Genomic DNA, 17,595 nt, shown 5'->3' on the forward strand with positions numbered 1-17,595 from the left:
GCGAGCCCGCCAGGCACGCTGGAACGCCGCTTGCATCGCTGGGCCCATCCCCCGGGCCCAGGAGCCTGCCATGGCCGAGAACGAAGACGGCCAGGAAAAAACCGAACAACCTACCGGCAAGCGCCTCAACAAGGCGCGCGAGCAGGGCAACATCCCGCGTTCGCGCGAGCTGGCCACCGCCACCGTGTTCGGCGCCGGAGCGATCTCGCTGATGGCCCTGGGCCCGTCCCTGGCCCAGGGGGCCCAGGGCTGGATGCGCGGCGCGTTCCAGCCCGACCTCACGCTGCTGCAGGAACCCGAGCGCCTGCTCGGGCACATGGGCCTGCTGCTGCTCAAGCTGATGTGGGTGATGCTGCCCCTGATCGGCATCTGCCTGCTGGCCGCCTTCGTCGCGCCGCTGGTGATGGGCGGCCTGAACTTCACCACGCAATCGCTGAGCCCCAACCTGAACCGCATGAACCCCCTGTCCGGGCTCAAGCGCATGTGGGGCCCGGAAGGCCTGGCCGAACTGGCCAAGTCCCTGCTGCGGGTCGCCTTCCTCGGCACCGCCATCGGCCTGACCCTGACCGGCGGCCTGGACGTGCTCCAGGTCATGCCCAACCAGAGCCTGGAGACCGCCGCAGCCACCGGCCTGCACTTCGCCGGCAGGCTGCTGCTGGCCTCCGCGGTGGCCCTGTTCCTGCTGGCGGCGATCGACGCCCCGTACCAGAAGTGGAACTGGACCCGGCAGTTGAAGATGACCCGGCAGGAAATCCGGGAGGAGATGAAGGAGTCGGAGGGCAACCCGCAGGTCAAGGGCAAGATCCGGCAGATGCAGATGCAGCTGTCGCAACGGCGGATGATGGAAGCCGTGCCGACCGCCGACGTGATCGTGGTCAACCCGACCCACTACGCGGTGGCCCTGAAATACGACGGCGGCTCCATGCGCGCGCCCCGGCTGGTGGCCAAGGGCGTGGACGAAGTCGCCTTCCGGATCAGGGAGTTGGCCGACCGCCACCGGGTGGCGATCGTGTCCGCGCCGCCTTTGGCACGGGCCTTGTATCGGGAGGGCGATCTCGGCAAGGAAATCCCCGTGAGACTGTACGCCGCCGTCGCCCAGGTGCTGTCCTACGTCTACCAGCTGCGCGCCTGGCGCACCGGCGCCACGCCCGCCCTGCCGCAGCTGGGCCAGGTCGCGGTCGAGGAATTCCCGGACGGTAGCGGCAACGGCGGCCGGGCATGAGCACCGTCGCCTCCACCCCGATGTCGCGGCGGCTGGTCGAGCTGGCCCGCAACGGCCTGGGCGCGCCCCTGCTGGTGATGGCCCTGCTGGCCATGATCGTGGTGCCGTTGCCGCCGATGATCCTGGACGCCCTGTTCAGCTTCAACATCGCGATCTCGCTGGTGGTCCTGCTGGCGGTGGTCTACGTGCAGAGGCCGCTGGACTTCACCATCTTCCCGATCGTGCTGCTGACCACCACGATGCTGCGCCTGGCGCTGAACGTGGCCTCCACCCGGGTGATCCTTCTGCACGGCCAGGGCGGCCACGACGCCGCCGGCAAGGTGATCGCCGCGTTCGGCGAATTCGTGGTCGGCGGCAACTACGCCGTGGGCATCGTGGTCTTCGCGATCCTGACCATCATCAACTTCGTGGTCATCACCAAGGGCTCCGGGCGCATCTCCGAGGTGACCGCGCGCTTCATCCTCGACGCCATGCCCGGCAAGCAGATGGCGATCGACGCCGACCTCAACGCCGGCCTGCTGACCCGCGAGGAGGCCAAGGCCCGGCGCGAGGAAGTGCGCGAGGAAGCCGACTTCTACGGCGCGATGGACGGCGCCAGCAAGTTCATCCGCGGCGATGCCATCGCCGGCATCCTGATCCTGTTCATCAACCTGGTCGGCGGCTTCGCCGTGGGCATGCTCCAGCACGGCATGCCGGCGGCCGACGCGGCCTCCACCTACACCCTGCTGTCGATCGGCGATGGCCTGGTGGCGCAGCTGCCGGCGCTGCTGGTGTCCACCGCGGTGGCGCTGCTGGTCACCCGCGCCTCGCGCTCGCAGGACATGGGCCAGGCCATGCTCGGCCAGGCCTTCGGCCAGCACAAGGCGCTGGCGATCGCCGCCGGCATCCTGATCGCGGTCGGCCTGGTCCCGGGCATGCCCAACGTCGCCTTTTTGACGCTGGGCGGCGCGCTGGCCTGGCTGGCCTGGAAGATGTGGAAGCGCAGCCTGCAGGCCGAGGCCGGCGACGGTCCCGGCGGCGCGGCCGCCGGCGCCAGCCTGCCTGCCCCCGGCCAGTCCAGCGCCGAGCTGGACTGGGACGAGCTGCGCCCGGTCGACCCGCTGGGCCTGGAGGTCGGCTACCGCCTGATCCCGCTGGTGGACAAGGCCCAGGGCGGCGAACTCATGGCCCGGATCAAGGCCGTGCGCCGCAAGCTGACCCAAGAGATCGGCTTCCTGGTCCCGGCGGTGCACATCCGCGACAACCTGGAACTGCCGGCCACCCACTACCGGGTGCTGGTCCACGGCGTGCCGGTGGCCACCGCCGAGGTCCACCCGGACCGCGAGCTGGCCCTGGACCCGGGCGGCGCCCTGGGCCAGATCGAGGGGATCAAGGGCAAGGATCCGGCGTTCGGCCTGGACGCGGTCTGGATCCAGCCGCACCAGCGCGCCCAGGCCGAGGCCATGGGCTACACCGTGGTCGACCCGTCCACGGTGATGGCCACCCACCTCTCGCACCTGGTCCGCGAACACGCCCCGGAGCTGCTCGGCCACGAGGAGGTGCAGCAGCTGCTGGCCACCCTGGCCAAGAGCGCGCCCAAGCTGGTCGAGGACCTGACCCCCAAGGCCCTGCCCCTGTCGGTGGTGGTGCGGGTGCTGCAGAACCTGCTGATCGAGCGGATCCCGGTGCGCCAGCTGCGCAAGATCGTCGAGTCGCTGGTCGAGCATGGCGCCCACAGCCAGGACCCGGCCGTGCTCACCGCCGCAGTCCGCAACAGCCTGGGCCGGTTCATCGTCCAGGAGATCGCCGGGACCTCGCCCGAGCTGCCGGTGTTCACCCTGGCCGCGCCTCTGGAACGGGTCTTGCAGGATTCCGCGCAAGGCACCGGCGCCGCGCTGGAGCCGGGCCTGGCCGAACGGCTGCAGCAGAGCCTGGCCGACTGCGCCGGACGCCAGGAGGCGCGCGGCGAGCCGGCGGTGGTGCTGGTCCCGGCCACGGTCCGCGCTTCGCTGGCCCGGCTGGTCCGCCACAGCGTCCCCTCGCTGTCGGTGCTGGCCTACACCGAGGTGCCGGAAGACAAGCGGCTGAAGCTGGTCGGCACGATCAGCTGAGGCGAAGACGGAAACGAGTGCGGGAAAGCAGCTGGTGAACAGCCACGCGGGTAAGGAGCAGTCATGAAGATCAAACGTTTCGTCGCCGCCGACATGCGCACCGCGCTGCGGATGGTCCGTGCCGAGCACGGGCCGGACGCGGTGATCCTCTCCAACCGCCGGGTCGAGGAAGGCGTGGAGATCGTCGCCGCCAGCAACTACGACGAGAACGCGGTCCAGCGCGCCCTGCTGGACGCCCAGCACGCCGCCGAGGCCGAGGCCCGCGCCCCCGCCGCGCGCCCGCCCAACCCGTTCCTGGCCCACCTGCCGCCGCCGCCCGAGCTGCCGGCGCAGGTGCCGCCGACCGCGGGCCAGCCCACCCCCGGCGCCACCCCGGCCAAGCCGCCGCGGATGACCCCGGACTTCGCCGCGGCGATGGCCGCCGCCCTGGCCACTCCGACCCCGCAGTCGGTGGCCCCGCCGGCAGCGTCGCCTGCCGGCGCGCCCGCCTTCGCCGCCGACGACAGCATCGGGCTGGACACCGCCGGGCTGGACACCACCAAGATCCTCGCCGGTATTCCGGCGCCTTTGCCGCTGGCCGAGCCCGCCCGCCCGACGCCGGAAGCCGCCCCGCCGGCGCTGGCCGCCGTGCCGTCGCCGCCGGCCCCGGCCAACGACGAACAGCTGCTGGCCATGCGCGATGAGCTGGCGCAGATGCGCTCGATGATCGAGCGCGAGATGCACCGCCTCACCGACGAGCGCCTGCGCGGCTGCCCGGTGCGGCTGCAGGCCATGGAGCTGATGGAGGACTACGGCTTCGACGCCGGGATCACCCGCGACATCGTCCTGCAGCTGCCGCCGGACACCCCGGACCACAAGGGCCGCGGGCTGATGCTGGGGCTGATCTCCAAGCAGTTGCCGGTGTGCCCGGTCGACCCACTGGAACAGGGCGGCGTGATCGCCCTGGTCGGCCCCACCGGCGCCGGCAAGACCACCACCATCGCCAAGCTGGCCGCGCGCTTCGTCGCCCAGCACGGCCCGCGCGACATCGCCCTGGTCACCACCGACACCTCGCGCATCGGCGGCCGCGAGCAGCTGCACGGCTACGGTCGCCAGCTGGGCGTGGCGGTGCACGAGGCCGACAGCGACGCGGCCCTGATCGCCCTGCTGCAGAAGCTCGAGGACTACCGCCTGGTGCTGGTGGACACCGCCGGCCTGGGCCAGCGCGACCGCGCCCTGGCCAGCCAGCTCAACTGGCTGCGCGCCGCCCGCCATGTCAGCACCCTGCTGGTGCTGCCGGCCAACTCCCATTACGCCGACTTGGACGAGGTGGTCCGCCGCTTCGGCGCCGCCCGCCCGCAGGGCGTGGTCCTGACCAAGGTCGACGAGACCGGCCGCCTGGGCAGCGCCCTGTCGGTGGTGGTCGACCACCAGCTGCCGCTGACCTGGATCACCGACGGCCAGAAGGTCCCGGAGGACCTGCACCGGGCCAATGCGGCCAGCATTGTCCTCCGGCTTGAAGATCTGCGCCGCGCGGCCGATAAGCCGAACATCCCGGAGCACGACCATGCTGTCGCATGAGCCCCGTCCAGTGAACATGACCGCCAACGCCTCCACCACCAACCCCAGCGGGCCCCTGCCCCCCGTCCGCTCGATCGCCGTCACCGGCGGCAAGGGCGGCGTGGGCAAGACCAACCTGTCGGTCAACCTGGCCGCCTCGCTGGCCATGCTGGGCAAGCGCACCCTTCTGCTGGACGCCGACCTGGGCCTGGCCAACGTCGACGTCCTGCTGGGCCTGTCCCCGCAGTACACCCTGGCCGACCTGGTCTCCGGCCGCTGCGAGCTGGACGAGCTGATCCTGGAAGGCCCGGCCGGGATGCTGGTGGTGCCCGCCGCCTCCGGCCGCCGGCACATGGCCGAGCTGCAGCCGGCCCAGCACGTGGGCCTGGTCAACGTGTTCAACGACCTGCAGCGCGAGCTGGACATCCTGCTGATCGACACCGCCGCCGGCATCACCGACAGCGTGCTGACCTTCTGCCAGGCCGCCCAGGACGCGATCGTCGTGGTCTGCGACGAGCCGGCCTCGATCACCGACGCCTACGCCCTGATCAAGGTCCTGGCCCGCGAGCGCGGGGTCGACCGGGTCCAGGTGGTGGCCAACATGGTCCGCAGCCCGGCCGAGGGCCGCGGCCTGTACGAGAAGCTGTCGCGGGTGTGCGAGCGCTTCCTCGGCGACGTCTCCCTGAACTTCCTTGGCGCCGTGCCGCACTGCGACTGGCTGCGGATGGCGGTGCAGCGCCAGCAGGCGGTGGCCACCGCCTATCCGGCCAGCCCTTCGGCCCGGGCCATCGCCGAGATCGCCCGCCGCGCCGCCCGCTGGGAGCCGCCGGCCAATCCGCGAGGTAACATCGAGTTCTTCGTCGACCGGATGATCCGGCAAGGCGCCATCGCATGAACGCCCTGGCCGAGTACCGTTCCGTCCAGCGCAGCGGGGCCGACGACGCCGTCGCCCGCCACGCCGACCTGGTCCGGCGCATCGCCCACCACCTGGCCGCGCGGCTGCCGGCCAGCGTCGAGATCGACGACCTGATCCAGGCCGGCATGATCGGCCTGATCGAGGCCTCCCGCAGCTACGACCCCGACCAGGGCGCCTCGTTCGAGACCTACGCCTCGATCCGCATCCGCGGCTCGATGATCGACGAGATCCGCCGCGGCGACTGGGTGCCGCGCTCGGTCCACCGCCGCGCCCGCGACGCCGCCGCCGCGGTGCGCGAGATCGAGCAGGCCACCGGCCGCGCCGCCGCCCCGCAGGAGGTGGCCGCGCGCCTGGACATGCCCCTGCCCGAATACCTGCGCCTGCTCGAGGACGCCTCCCGCGGCCAGGTCCTGAGCCTGGACTCGCACGTGGAGGACCACGGCGAGGTCCAGGCCCACGGCTCCGGCCCGACCCCGCAGCAGGCGCTGGAACGCCAGGACTTCGGCCGCGAGCTGGCCGGCGCCATCGGCCAGCTGCCCGAGCGCGAGCAGCTGGTGCTGTCGCTGTACTACGAGCAGGAACTGAACCTCAAGGAGATCGGCGCCGTGCTCGGGGTCAGCGAGTCGCGGGTCTGCCAGATCCACGGCCAGGCCGTGCTGCGCCTGCGCGGCCGCCTGTCCCAGTACGAATCGCGCGACGCCGGCCTGGAAGACCCGTGAGCCGGCCCGCCTGCTTTACCTGCTTTAATTGGACCACGCAGAACCTGCGGCACAAGACACGGAGCACGAAGTGAACAAGAACATGCGCATCCTGATCGTCGACGACTTCTCGACCATGCGCCGCATCGTCAAGAACCTGCTCAACGATCTGGGCTACAGCAACACCGCCGAGGCCGACGACGGCACCACCGCGCTGGCGGCGCTGCGCTCGGCGCCGTTCGACTTCGTGGTCACCGACTGGAACATGCCCGGCATGACCGGCATCGACCTGCTGCGCGCGATCCGCGCCGACGACAAGCTCAAGACCCTGCCGGTGCTGATGGTCACCGCCGAGGCCAAGCGCGAGCAGATCATCGAGGCCGCGCAGAACGGAGTGAACGGCTACATCATCAAGCCGTTCACCGCCCAGACCCTGGAGGAGAAGCTCGGCAAGATCTTCGAGCGCCTGGCGGCCACCGCATGAACGCCGCCACCGTCACCCCCGAACGCGCCGCGCTGATCCAGCGCCTGCACGAGGCCCTGGACGCGCTGGAGCGCGGCGACGAGAGCGCCATGCGCGCGGTGATCGACGCCCTCGCTTCCGCCCGCACCCGGCCGCTGGTGCAGGGCCTGGGCCGGCTGGCGCGCGAACTGAGCCAGGCCCTGGGCGAACTGCCGCAGCTGCCCGGCGAGGACGCCAAGGCCTCCGAGCTGGACGACGCCTGCGCCCGCCTGGACCACGTGGTGGCGGTGACCGAGCAGGCCACCCACCGCACCCTGGACCTGGCCGACCAGTGCCGCGACCTGGTCGAGGACGTGCGCATCGAGGGCGTGTCCACCCGCCAGGAGCAGCTGCTCGACCAGATCCGCCACAACCTCACCGAGATCGGCCTGACCCAGAGCTACCAAGACCTGACCGGGCAGATCATCCGCCGCGTGGCCGGGATCGTGCGCAAGGTCCACGAGGGCTTCGGCGCCCTCGGCCTGCCGCCCAGGGACGAACCGGCGGCGCCCAAGCTGGCCGGCCCGGCCGTGGCCGGCCTGGACCGCCACGCCGTCTCCCAGGACGACGCCGACGCCCTGCTGGCGGACCTGGGGCTGTAGCCATGAGCGGGGTGACGCCGGAAATCGCGGCCGACTTCATCATCGAGGCCCAGGAGATCCTGGACCGCCTCGGCGAGCAGCTGGTCGGCCTGGAGCAGGCGCCGGAGGACCGCGACCAGCTCAACGCGGTGTTCCGCGGCTTCCACACCCTCAAGGGCGGCGCCGGCTTCCTCGGCATCACCGCGATGGTCGAGCTGTGCCATGCCGCCGAGGAGACCCTGGGCGCGGCCCGTTCCGGCCAGGCAAACCTGGACCCCCTGCACTTCGACGCCGCCCAGCGCTCGCTGGACTGGCTGCAGGCCATGCTCGACGCCGTGGCCGGCGGCACCGATCCCGAACACGCCCCGCCCGAGCTGATCGCCCAGTTCAGCCTGGACGCGGCCGCCGAATGCGTGCCGGCCGCCTACCAGGCCGGCGCGACCCCGGCCGCCGCGCCGGCCTCGGACCTGATCGACGACGACGAATTCGAGGCCCTGCTCGACCAGTTGCACGGCGCCCCTGGCACCGCGGCCCCGGCCGCTGCTGCGCCCAAGCCGGCGGCCAGGCCGACCCCCGACCTGATCGACGACGACGAGTTCGAGGCCCTGCTCGACCAGTTGCATGGCGCCGCCGCGCCCGGCACCCATGCCTTGCCGGCGGTGGCCGAAGCCGCGGTCGCCGCGCCCCCCCGCGCGCCTGCCGCCGCCCCGCGCCCTGCACCGGCCAAGCCGGCCACCCCGCCGGCGCGCCCGGCCGGCGGCGGCGAGGCCGAGCACACCGTGCGCGTGGATACCCGCCGCCTGGACGCGATCGTCAACCTGATCGGCGAACTGGTGCTGGCCCGCAACCGGCTCAAGACCCTGCGTACCCGCCTGAAGGACGAGGAGCTGGACCGCGCCGTCGGCCCCCTGGACGTGGCCACCGCGCGCCTGCAGTCGGCGGTGATGCGCACCCGCATGCAGCCGGTGGGCAAGGTCTTCTCCCGCTTTCCCAAGGTCGCCCGCGACGTCGCCCGTTCCCTGAGCAAGGAAGTGGAACTGGAGATGGTCGGCGCCGAGACCGAGCTGGACCGCAACCTGGTCGAGGCCCTGGCCGATCCTTTGGTGCACCTGGTCCGTAACGGCATCGACCACGGCATCGAATCGCCGGAACTGCGCGAGGCCGCCGGCAAGCCGCGGGTGGGCCGGCTGCGCCTGGCCGCCCAGCAGGAAGGCGACTACGTCGGCATCGAGGTCCAGGACGACGGCGCCGGCATCGATCCCGAGCGCCTGCGCGCCAAGGCCCGCGAGAAGGGCCTGCTGGATGCCGAGGCCGCCGCCCGCCTCGGCCCCGAGGAATGCCTGCACCTGATCTTCCTGCCCGGCTTCTCGACCAAGGCCGAGGTCACCGACATCTCCGGCCGCGGCGTGGGCATGGACGTGGTCCAGTCCCGCATCCGCGAACTGGGCGGGCAGATCCAGATCCAGTCCGAGCTCGGCCGCGGCAGCCGCTTCCTGATCCGGGTGCCGCTGACCCTGGCGATCCTGCCGACCCTGCTGGTCCAGGCCGGCGAGGCGGTCTACGCCCTGCCCCTGGCCCGGGTGATGGAAGTGCTGCACGCCGCCCCGTCCTCGCTGGGCTGGTTCGACGGCCGCCCGGTCCTGGACCGGCAGTCGCACACCCTGCCCCTGGTGGACCTGCGCCGCTGGCTGGGGATCGAGGCCCAGGAAGGCAACCTGCTGACCGTGGTCGTTCTGCAGATGGGCGATTCGCGCTTCGGCCTGATCGTCGACCAGGTCCGCGGCCGCGAGGAAGTGGTGATCAAGCCCCTGCCCACCGCCCTGCGCGGCCTGCCCGGCTACGCCGGCGCCACCCTCATCGGCGACGGCCGCCTGGCCCTGATCCTGGACGTGGACGGGCTGCGGGCCTCGGGCTGATCTCGGGCGGGCAAATCCCGCCCTTGCAATTGCGCTATATACACACCGTGTGTATAATACACACGCATGAAAAGCGCGGACCTCATCAGGGCACTGGAAGCCCGTGGATGGCGGCTGGACCGGGTCCGCGGCTCGCACCACGTCTACAAGCATTCCCAGCACCCGCACATCATCACCGTCCCGCATCCCAGGAAGGACCTGGGCCCCGGACTGGTCAACAGCCTGATGAAGCTGGCCGGGTTGAAGTAAGGAGGCCCCCCCCATGCGCTATCCCGTCATGATCGAAGCCGGCAACGAGACCACCGCCTGGAGCGTGGTCGTTCCCGACCTGCCCGGCTGCTTCTCGGCCGGCGACACTTTGGACGAGGCCATGGCCGCGGTCGAGGAAGCCGCCGCTGCCTGGATCGACGCCGCGCTGGACGCGAACCGCGAGATTCCGCGCCCGTCGTCCGCCCAAGACACCATTGCCAGTGGCGACTACGCCGGCTGGATCGTCGGTTTCGTCAACATCGATCCGGCCTTGCTGGACGACACCGTCGAGCGGATCAACATCACCCTGCCGCGCCGGGTCCTCAAGCGGATCGACGCCAAAGCCGCGGCCGCCGGCGAGTCCCGCTCCAGCTACATCGCGCACATGGCGGTCGGCTGACCGTCGCACGGATTGCAATTGCCACGCGCTGCCACCCCTCACCCGGGCAAGGTTGTCCAGCACAACGTAGGCGTAATTTGTGGGGTCACCGGGGACGGCAGCCGTCCGGGGTATAGCCCAGTTTCACCCCCCCGGACACGCTCATCGAAAGCAGGTGGTTGCGCGCGCGTTTACAGACCCCGCTGTTGCAACCTACGTCGGCTCACTACTGATTCGCCTCCGTCAGAGGAGAGACGGCCCGAAAAGGCACCCAGTCGGCGCGCGAAACAATCTCACCCCTTGAAACCAGTGCAGCTCGGAACATGTATCTTTCATTGATCTGAAGACAGTGAGTCAATGTAACGGCAGATACCGGAATCGAGACCATCGCCTCCCCATTAGGGACTACGGATAAAAGCTTTCCAGTAGCAACGTAATCAATGTAACCGCAAGGCGGAATGATGGCTCCACTTTGATCCGCCACTTCTACTTTGATTGGAGTCTCGATACCCTGCCCAAGCAATCGATCATCAACAACCAGCAGGTCGTCGGACTTGTTTTTCAAATTAATAGTGAAATCATGCCCCGCATCAACCTCAACCTCAACCTCAACCTCAGATCCCAGTAGCTTACATGAAATCAGGATGATGGCCGACGCCAGCGGAATGAGTTGCCGAGAGCATTGCGAGATCCTTGTCCGACTCATTTGACGCTTCTCCTGATCTTCTCTTCTTTCACGTTCGCCCCATTTTTCTCCCATTCCTGTTCTTGGAGGCCCTTAATAGAACCCCTCCCAGCAGCGTTATCAAGCAAGAAGCGGGGAATAGGCTTGAGTTCAGTGTGTTTTCCTCCCTAGTTAGGTAGATTATCTCCCCCCTGAGAGGTAGGGCATAGATGCTTCCAGAGGATGAATCAGGATATCTGGGTGATGACTTCAATAATTGACGCTCAACGAGAGGCGTAGCCATTGCTCCAATCATGCCTATAGTTGCGCATATTATCCCAATGACCCTTAGCATGCTTTACGACCCCTCTGCTTTCTCATTTCTATTATTGGCTTCACAGCCGTTCTAGAGGAACCCGGCGGCCAATCCGCATAATTTAACCTCACCCTTTCTATCCGTGACCGAGGATAGCCGCCGCCCGGATCAAAAACGCGCTGGAGGAAAACCGCCAGATCCTGCGCCGCCGTCCGTACAGAACGTCACCGCCGGTGGCGACTACACCGCCTGGATCGTCGGCTTCGTCAACATCGATCCCGCCTTGCTGGACGACTTGTGGAGCGAGGGGCGAGCTGGTTATCAATGAACCGCAACAGGTTCCAATCTATCCACCTTCCTCGCCACTTCGACATAGGACGGCGACGACAAAACACCGAACCATGGATGGTTCTCGTTCTTTTCCAAATCGAATCGAGCCTGGACCCGAACCATCTGATACCACTTTCCTTCCAGGATTGAGGCGTCTTCAACATCGAGTGCGACCGCATTCATCACGATGTCATAGGAATAGTCATGCTCATCCCTGTAGAGCATGGCAACACCGCCCCTTGGGGCGAGGTACCCTACCAGATTTATTTCCTTCCCTGCGGCAGAGGACGGATTTGCAATTATTCGTTCAAAGCTACCCGAGCATTTTTCCGAGCCTTTTATTCTTTGAAAGCAAGCATCCAGGAGGGTCATTTCCTCGCTCGTCCCCTCATCGCGGGCAGCGCAACCAGAAACAACAGGAAAGACCAAGAAAGACACGAACAAGTAGCCGACCAGATTGTTCATGTTAGTCACCAATGTTCTGAGAATGGACCGTTCGCAGTTTCGCCGATTACCTCGTTTAGCACCACCACCATCCTACCGGCCAGGCAGATGTAGTCGTAGCGACTTCCTCACCAGGTGCTCGTCTTAGATGTACCGAGCTGGTGATGCCATCGTTATATGTGACCACCAAGGAAGCAGGCCACCAAAGTATGGATCCAGCTCTGCGCGCCGTTTTCACCCGGAAACGCCAGCCTCAGGATGCGGTGGCTTGCATTATAAATCTCGCCCACCTTCTGATTGGCCGCTGGCGACCAGCTCAGATTGCCAGCCCCGTCCTAGGACATTACCGCGCTGGCAGTCCGCGACTCGATGGTTCTGCACAGCTGCCGGCGGCATCGCCGCTTCCGAATAAAATCTGGATCCCGCAATTGAATTAGCGCCCCGTTGCACAGCAGGTCGATATCTGTAGCCTAGAACGTGGTGCTGCCGCCCAAGAGGTTCATGTTCTCGCCGAAGGCATCGTTGCATAGGGCGAAGTCAGGCTGTCTTGACTGATCTTCCTGTTGAAGCTGCGGCCGCCGCGAGCCGTTCGGCCTGCATCCAGGTAGTGATCGGCGCCGGCGTGCCGCCGGAGGCTTTCCGGCACGCGAACCGTGACCGCGGTCCCACGCGTCCGTCCGCACCCGAAGCGGCCGCTCAAGTCTTCACGCTACCGCGCCGATACGACCCCCATGGACATCCTCAGCCTCGTCGGCCTGTTGCTTGCGCTCGTGGCGCTGGTCGGCGGCAGCATCCTCAAGGGCGCCGGCCTCAGTTCGCTGTGGTCGTCGGCCGCGTTCGTGATCGTGATCCTGGGCACGATCGCGGCGATCCTGATCCACACCCCGCCGCCGGTGTTCAAGCGCGCTTTCGGCATCGTCGGCTGGATCCTCAAGCCGCCGGCGGCCGATCGCGAGGCGCTGATGGCGCAGCTGATCGAGTGGAGCAACATCGCCCGCCGCCAGGGCCTGCTGGGCCTGGAGCAGCAGGTGGCCGAGCAGCAGGACCCATTCCTGAAGAAGGGCCTGCAAATGCTGGTGGACGGGGTCGAACCCGAGCAGATCCGGCACATGCTGGAGATCGACCTGGACAGCCAGGAGCACAACGACCTGGCCGCGGCCAAGGTGTTCGAGGGCATGGGCATCTACGCCCCGACCCTGGGCATCATCGGCGCGGTGTTCGGCCTGATCGCGGTGATGAAGAACCTGGCCGACCCGAGCAAGCTCGGCCACGGCATCGCCGCCGCGTTCACCGCCACGATCTACGGGATCGCCTCGGCCAACCTGTTCTTCCTGCCGGTGGCCTCCAAGCTCAAGAGCGTGATCTCGCGCCGCACCGGCGAGCGCGAGATGATCATCGAGGGCCTGATCGCGATCGCCCAGGGCGAGAACCCGCGCAACATCGAATCGAAGCTGGCCGGCTTCCTGCACTGAGGCCCGGCACGCGATGGCCCGCAAGAAGAAGCACGAGGAACACGCCAACCACGAGGCCTGGGCGATCCCCTACGCCGACCTGATGACGCTCCTGCTGGCGTTCTTCGTGGTCATGTACGCGATCTCCTCGCTCAACGAGGGCAAGTACCGGGTCATGGCCGACGCCCTGACCGCGGCCTTCGGCGGCGCCCCGCGCACGATCAACCCGGTCCAGGTCGGCAACCACCAGCTGCAGGGCTCGGACTACGACCGGCCCTCGCCGATCAAGTCCGGGGCCAAGCAGGGCCCGTCCGCGCCCTCGCCCGCGCCCAACCCCACGCTGCTGCCGGCGCTGGCCTCGCACATGCGCACCGGCCAGCCAATGGACGTGACCAACCGCGACGCGGTCCAGCGCGCCCAGCGCCAGCTGGGCAACATCGCCGCCAGGATGGAGGACGCGCTCGCGCCGCTGGTCGACGCCAGGCTGATCACGGTCAAGCGCGCCGAACTGTGGCTGGAGGTGGAGATCAACAGCGACATCCTGTTCGGCACCGGCTCGGCGACCCTGGACCAGGCGTCCAGCGCGATCCTGTCCAAGCTGGCCGAGGTCCTTGCCGGGGTCGGCAACCCGGTCCGGGTCGAGGGCTATACCGACAACCAGCCGATCAACACCGCGCAGTTCCCGTCCAACTGGGAGCTGTCGGCGGCGCGTGCGGCCAGCGTGGTGCACCTGTTCGCGGCCCAGGGCGTGGCCCAGCAGAGGCTGGCGATGACCGGCTACGGCGAGTACCGTCCGCGGGCCGACAACCTCACCGCCGAGGGCCGCAACCGCAACCGCCGGGTGGTGCTGATCGTGCTGGCCGACCCGGACCAGACCGGCGGGCCGCAGGACATGGTCAAGCCGGTGGCTTCGGCGCCGATATCGGAATCGGGCGCACCGCCCGTGGCCGGCGCCGTCGGCGCCGGGATCGGCGCGGCGGCCAGCGCCAATCCCTGACAAGGAGGATCCAACCGATGCGCGTGTGGGCGATCGCCAACCAGAAAGGCGGCGTGGGCAAGACCACCTCGACCCTGGCCCTGGGCCGCGGCCTGGCCCTGCGCGGCCAGCGCGTGCTGCTGGTCGACCTGGACCCGCATTCCTCGCTGACCCGCGCCTTCGGGGTGCCGGCCGAGCCGGCACCGGAGGGCGTGCTGGAGCTGTTCGCCACCCCGCCGCAGCCGTTGGCCGCGCTGGCCCGGCCCAGCGCGATCGAGAACCTGTCCTACGTCTGCGCCCAGACCGCGCTGGCCACCCTGGAGCGCCGCAGCGCCAACCAGCCCGGCTTGGGCCTGGCGCTGTCGCAGGCGCTGGCCCGGCACGCCGGCCAGCACGATTACGTCCTGCTCGACTGCCCGCCGACCCTGGGCCTGCTGATGATCAACGCCCTGGCCGCGGCCGACCGCGTGGTCATCCCGACCCAGGCCGAGCCGCTGGCCCTGCACGGCCTGGCCGGCATGGTCCGCACCGCCGAGATGGTCGAGCGCTCGCGCCGCCGCCCGCTGCCGGTGTCGGTGCTGCCGACCCTGTACGACCGCCGCACCCGCGCCGGCCAGGACGCCCTGCGGAAGATGCAGGAAGACCACGGCGAGCGGGTCTGGGAGGACGCGATCCCGGTCGACACCCGGATCAGCAACACCGACCTGCTGGTGCAGCCGGTGGGCGAGGAAGGCGGCTATCCGGGCCGCGCCCTGTCCGGCTACCGGCGGGCGCTGGAATGGATCCTGTCCGGCGACGAGCAGCCGATGGAGCAGGCCGCATGAGCGCCGTCCTCGACGACTACCTCGACGGCCTGCTGGTGCCGGAGACGCCGGCCGCGGCCGCGCCATTGGCTTCCGTCCCGGCCGCGGCGGCGCCGGAAGCCGGTGCCGCCCCGGTCGCGCAGGCTCCCGCCGAGGTGGCGCAGGAGCCGGCTCCGGTGGCCGGTCCAGCCACCGCGGCGCCGGCCGCCATCGCGCCCGTGCCGCCGCCGGCGGCCATGCCCGTTCCGTCGCGCCCGGTACCGCCGCCGGCACCCGTGGCCCGGCCGATGCCGTTCCAGGTCCAGGACGTGGCCCAGCGGATGTCCCAGCCGTCCGGCAGCGACCACGACGAGGCCCTCGTGCCGCCCCATCGCCGCGCCGCCGACCGCGCCTCGCGCTGGCTGCGCCTGCGCTGCGCCGGCCAGGCCTACGGCCTGGAACTGCTGAAGGTCCAGGAAGTGGTCCTGCCGACGCCCCTGCTGCCCTTGCGCGGTACCCCGCCGGCGATGCTGGGAGTGATGAACCTGCGCGGCCAGGTAGTGCCGGTGATGGACCTGGGCGTGTACCTGGGTCAGCCGGCGCAGCCGCCGACCGCCGCCACCCGGATCGTGGTCCTGGAGGAGAAGGGCGAGACCCTGGGCCTGCGGGTGACCGCCGTGGACGACGTGGCCAACCTCCCCGACCAGCAGATCGAGCCGCCGGACAACGCGCGGGTCGGCCGCATCCACAACGAGCTGTTCCGCGGCATCGCCCGGCTCTCGGCCGAACCGATGATCCTGCTGGACGCCTCCTGCCTGCTGGTCCCGCCGGGCAGCCGCCGCGACGCGGCCTGACCGGCCCCGCTAAAGGTCAGGCGATGGCGGCCGTTATCCAGTCGAACCCTCAATCCGCGGAGTGGCGATGAACACCGTGTCCCTTGGCGAAGACCTCGGCATCGAGGCCAGCGCCGAGCTCAAGGAACGCCTGGCAGCACATCTGGACGCCCCGGCCGTGGCCCTGGACGGCGGCGCGGTGCGCCGGGTCCACACCGCGGCCATGCAGGTGCTGTGCGCCTTCTTCCGCAGCCGCGGCGAACAGGGGCGCGCCACCGAGCTGGCCGCCTGCAGCGACGCCCTGCGCGACGCGGCCCGGCTGCTGGGGCTGTCGGCCCAGCTCGGGCTCGCGACCACCGATCAACAAGACATGAAGAACACCGTGGAGAACGCCGCATGAGCGCACGCATTCTGGTAGTGGACGATTCGGCCTCGATGCGCCAGATGGTCTCCTTCGCCCTGACCTCGGCCGGCTTCGCCGTCGAGGAGGCCGAGGACGGCCAGGTCGCTTTGGGCCGGGCCAAGGGCGCGCGCTTCAACGCGGTGGTCACCGACGTCAACATGCCCAACATGGACGGCATCTCGCTGATCCGCGAGCTGCGCCAGCTGGCCGACTACAAGTTCACCCCGATGCTGATGCTGACCACCGAATCGGCGGCCGACAAGAAGGCCGAGGGCAAAGCCGCCGGCGCCACCGGCTGGCTGGTCAAGCCGTTCAATCCCGAGCAGCTGATCGCCACGGTCCAGAAAGTCCTGGGCTGATTCCCTCTCCTTTCCGCCGATCCTCCTACCGCGAGCCGCGTCGCCATGAGCATGGACCTGCAACGCTTCCACGCCACCTACTTCGAGGAAAGCCGCGAGGGCCTGGACGCGATGGAAGCCGGGCTGCTGGCGCTGGAAGGCGGCAGCCTGGACCCGGAAGTGGTCAACTCCGTGTTCCGCGCCGCGCACTCGATCAAGGGCGGCGCCGCCACCTTCGGCTTCGAGAAGATGGCCTCGCTGACCCACGTGCTGGAGACCCTGCTGGACGAGATCCGCGCCGGCAAGCGCGCCCTGGCCGCCAGCGCGGTGGACGCCATGCTCGGCTCGGTGGACGTGCTGCGCGCCCTGCTGGCCGAGGCCGAGCTGGGCAAGCCGGCCGACCCGGCCGCGGTGGCCGCGGTCCACGCGCGCCTGCAGCAGGAACTGGGCGGTGGCGGCGAAACCAAGGCCGCCGCCGCGGCCGAGCCGGAGCCGGAGGGCTGGAACATCGCCTTCGCCCCGGCGCCGTCGCTGTTCATGAGCGGCAACGATCCCCTGCGCATCATCCGCGAGCTGGAGAACCTGGGCCCGCTGGACGTCAACGCCAAGCTGGACAGGCTGCCCGGCTTCGCCCAGATGGATCCGCTGGAAGCCTGCATCGCCTGGGACCTGGGCCTGCGCGGCAAGGTTCCGCGCAGCGCGATCGACGACGTGTTCGCCTGGGTGGTGGACGACTGCGAGCTGGACATCCAGCCGCAGACGGCCGGCACGGCCGCCGCGGTTGCCACCGCGCCGGTCGTGGCCGCCGTGCCCGCCGCCAACGCACCGGCGGGCGGAGACGGAAGCTCCCTCCCCGTCAGCGGCCACACAGGCGGTGCGCTGATTAACCTGGGCGGCGGGGCGGTCCTCACCCCAGCCCCGCTTAAGCAGGTGAGCGGCGGCATGGGCCCCGCCCCGGCCGCGGGC

The 17,595-nt window shown here is 69.4% G+C and carries 19 protein-coding genes and 1 pseudogene; 18 read left to right on the top strand and 2 right to left on the bottom strand.

Features of this window, described 5'->3' with window-relative positions; all coding sequences use genetic code 11:
- Positions 1-70: 70 nt before the first annotated feature.
- The 10 genes from flhB to CSC62_RS12100 all read left to right on the top strand — a co-directional run bounded on the left by flhB (position 71) and on the right by CSC62_RS12100 (position 10,113).
- Positions 71-1,222, top strand: coding sequence for a flagellar biosynthesis protein FlhB (gene flhB / locus CSC62_RS12055; protein ID WP_162406670.1), 1,152 nt, complete (start codon positions 71-73; stop codon positions 1,220-1,222).
- Positions 1,219-3,312: a flagellar biosynthesis protein FlhA gene (flhA, locus tag CSC62_RS12060; RefSeq protein WP_162406672.1), complete on the top strand. Its 2,094-nt coding sequence runs from the start codon at positions 1,219-1,221 to the stop codon at positions 3,310-3,312. Before flhB ends, flhA begins: the two co-directional genes overlap by 4 nt.
- A 63-nt stretch (positions 3,313-3,375) precedes the next feature.
- Positions 3,376-4,872 (top strand): flagellar biosynthesis GTPase FlhF, encoded by a 1,497-nt coding sequence (gene flhF, locus CSC62_RS12065; protein ID WP_162406674.1) that lies wholly within the window; start codon positions 3,376-3,378, stop codon positions 4,870-4,872.
- A complete protein-coding gene (locus CSC62_RS12070; RefSeq protein ID WP_162406676.1) occupies positions 4,859-5,746 on the top strand; it encodes a P-loop NTPase in 888 nt (295 codons plus the stop codon). Before flhF ends, CSC62_RS12070 begins: the two co-directional genes overlap by 14 nt.
- A complete protein-coding gene (locus CSC62_RS12075; protein ID WP_162406678.1) occupies positions 5,743-6,486 on the top strand; it encodes an RNA polymerase sigma factor FliA in 744 nt (247 codons plus the stop codon). The genes CSC62_RS12070 and CSC62_RS12075 overlap by 4 nt, the downstream gene beginning before the upstream one ends.
- Before the next feature lie 70 nt (positions 6,487-6,556).
- A complete protein-coding gene (cheY, locus tag CSC62_RS12080; RefSeq protein WP_162406680.1) occupies positions 6,557-6,949 on the top strand; it encodes a chemotaxis response regulator CheY in 393 nt (130 codons plus the stop codon).
- On the top strand, positions 6,946-7,569 hold the full coding sequence (locus CSC62_RS12085; RefSeq protein ID WP_162406682.1) for a protein phosphatase CheZ: 624 nt from the start codon (positions 6,946-6,948) through the stop codon (positions 7,567-7,569). The genes cheY and CSC62_RS12085 overlap by 4 nt, the downstream gene beginning before the upstream one ends.
- 2 nt (positions 7,570-7,571) lie before the next feature.
- A complete protein-coding gene (locus CSC62_RS12090) occupies positions 7,572-9,464 on the top strand; it encodes a chemotaxis protein CheA (RefSeq protein WP_162406684.1) in 1,893 nt (630 codons plus the stop codon).
- 66 nt (positions 9,465-9,530) lie between these two features.
- A complete protein-coding gene (locus CSC62_RS12095) occupies positions 9,531-9,713 on the top strand; it encodes a type II toxin-antitoxin system HicA family toxin (protein ID WP_162406703.1) in 183 nt (60 codons plus the stop codon).
- Positions 9,714-9,726: 13 nt separating this feature from the next.
- Positions 9,727-10,113 (top strand): type II toxin-antitoxin system HicB family antitoxin, encoded by a 387-nt coding sequence (locus tag CSC62_RS12100; RefSeq protein WP_162406705.1) that lies wholly within the window; start codon positions 9,727-9,729, stop codon positions 10,111-10,113.
- A 205-nt stretch (positions 10,114-10,318) separates the two neighbouring features.
- Here the strand turns inward: CSC62_RS12100 and CSC62_RS12105 are convergent, their stop codons facing one another.
- Entirely contained in the window at positions 10,319-10,852 is a 534-nt protein-coding gene (locus CSC62_RS12105) for a hypothetical protein (protein WP_162406707.1), read from the bottom strand.
- A gap of 362 nt (positions 10,853-11,214) precedes the next feature.
- Here CSC62_RS12105 and CSC62_RS12110 point away from each other — a divergent pair, with 362 nt between their 5' ends.
- Positions 11,215-11,400: a type II toxin-antitoxin system HicB family antitoxin gene (locus tag CSC62_RS12110; RefSeq protein ID WP_162406709.1), complete on the top strand. Its 186-nt coding sequence runs from the start codon at positions 11,215-11,217 to the stop codon at positions 11,398-11,400.
- On the opposite strand, the gene CSC62_RS12115 is transcribed toward CSC62_RS12110, so the two are convergent.
- On the bottom strand, positions 11,394-11,867 hold the full coding sequence (locus CSC62_RS12115) for a hypothetical protein (RefSeq protein WP_162406711.1): 474 nt from the start codon (positions 11,865-11,867) through the stop codon (positions 11,394-11,396). The two genes, CSC62_RS12110 and CSC62_RS12115, sit on opposite strands and share 7 nt — an antisense overlap.
- 710 nt (positions 11,868-12,577) lie before the next feature.
- Here CSC62_RS12115 and CSC62_RS12120 point away from each other — a divergent pair.
- From CSC62_RS12120 to CSC62_RS12150, 7 genes and pseudogenes are all read left to right on the top strand, one after another.
- Positions 12,578-13,318 carry a flagellar motor protein gene (locus CSC62_RS12120; RefSeq protein WP_162406713.1) on the top strand — a complete coding sequence of 247 codons (741 nt, stop codon included), beginning with the start codon at positions 12,578-12,580 and terminating at the stop codon, positions 13,316-13,318.
- Positions 13,319-13,331: 13 nt separating this feature from the next.
- Positions 13,332-14,294 (top strand): flagellar motor protein MotD, encoded by a 963-nt coding sequence (gene motD, locus CSC62_RS12125; protein ID WP_162406715.1) that lies wholly within the window; start codon positions 13,332-13,334, stop codon positions 14,292-14,294.
- Between the two features lie 17 nt (positions 14,295-14,311).
- The gene (locus CSC62_RS12130; protein ID WP_162406717.1) at positions 14,312-15,097 is read left to right on the top strand and encodes a ParA family protein; all 786 of its coding nucleotides are present in this window, start codon (positions 14,312-14,314) and stop codon (positions 15,095-15,097) included.
- 122 nt (positions 15,098-15,219) lie between these two features.
- A pseudogene (locus tag CSC62_RS12135) lies at positions 15,220-15,909 on the top strand (chemotaxis protein CheW); the annotation flags it as partial.
- Between the two features lie 67 nt (positions 15,910-15,976).
- On the top strand, positions 15,977-16,288 hold the full coding sequence (locus CSC62_RS12140; RefSeq protein WP_162406721.1) for an STAS domain-containing protein: 312 nt from the start codon (positions 15,977-15,979) through the stop codon (positions 16,286-16,288).
- Positions 16,285-16,650, top strand: a complete 366-nt coding sequence (locus CSC62_RS12145) for a response regulator (RefSeq protein WP_162406723.1) — start codon at positions 16,285-16,287, stop codon at positions 16,648-16,650. Before CSC62_RS12140 ends, CSC62_RS12145 begins: the two co-directional genes overlap by 4 nt.
- A gap of 45 nt (positions 16,651-16,695) precedes the next feature.
- Positions 16,696-17,595 (top strand): Hpt domain-containing protein (locus CSC62_RS12150; RefSeq protein WP_211368994.1); only part of this gene is annotated, 900 nt, incomplete at its 3' end.

This window comes from Pseudoxanthomonas jiangsuensis, assembly GCF_010093185.1.
Lineage (GTDB): Bacteria > Pseudomonadota > Gammaproteobacteria > Xanthomonadales > Xanthomonadaceae > Pseudoxanthomonas > Pseudoxanthomonas jiangsuensis.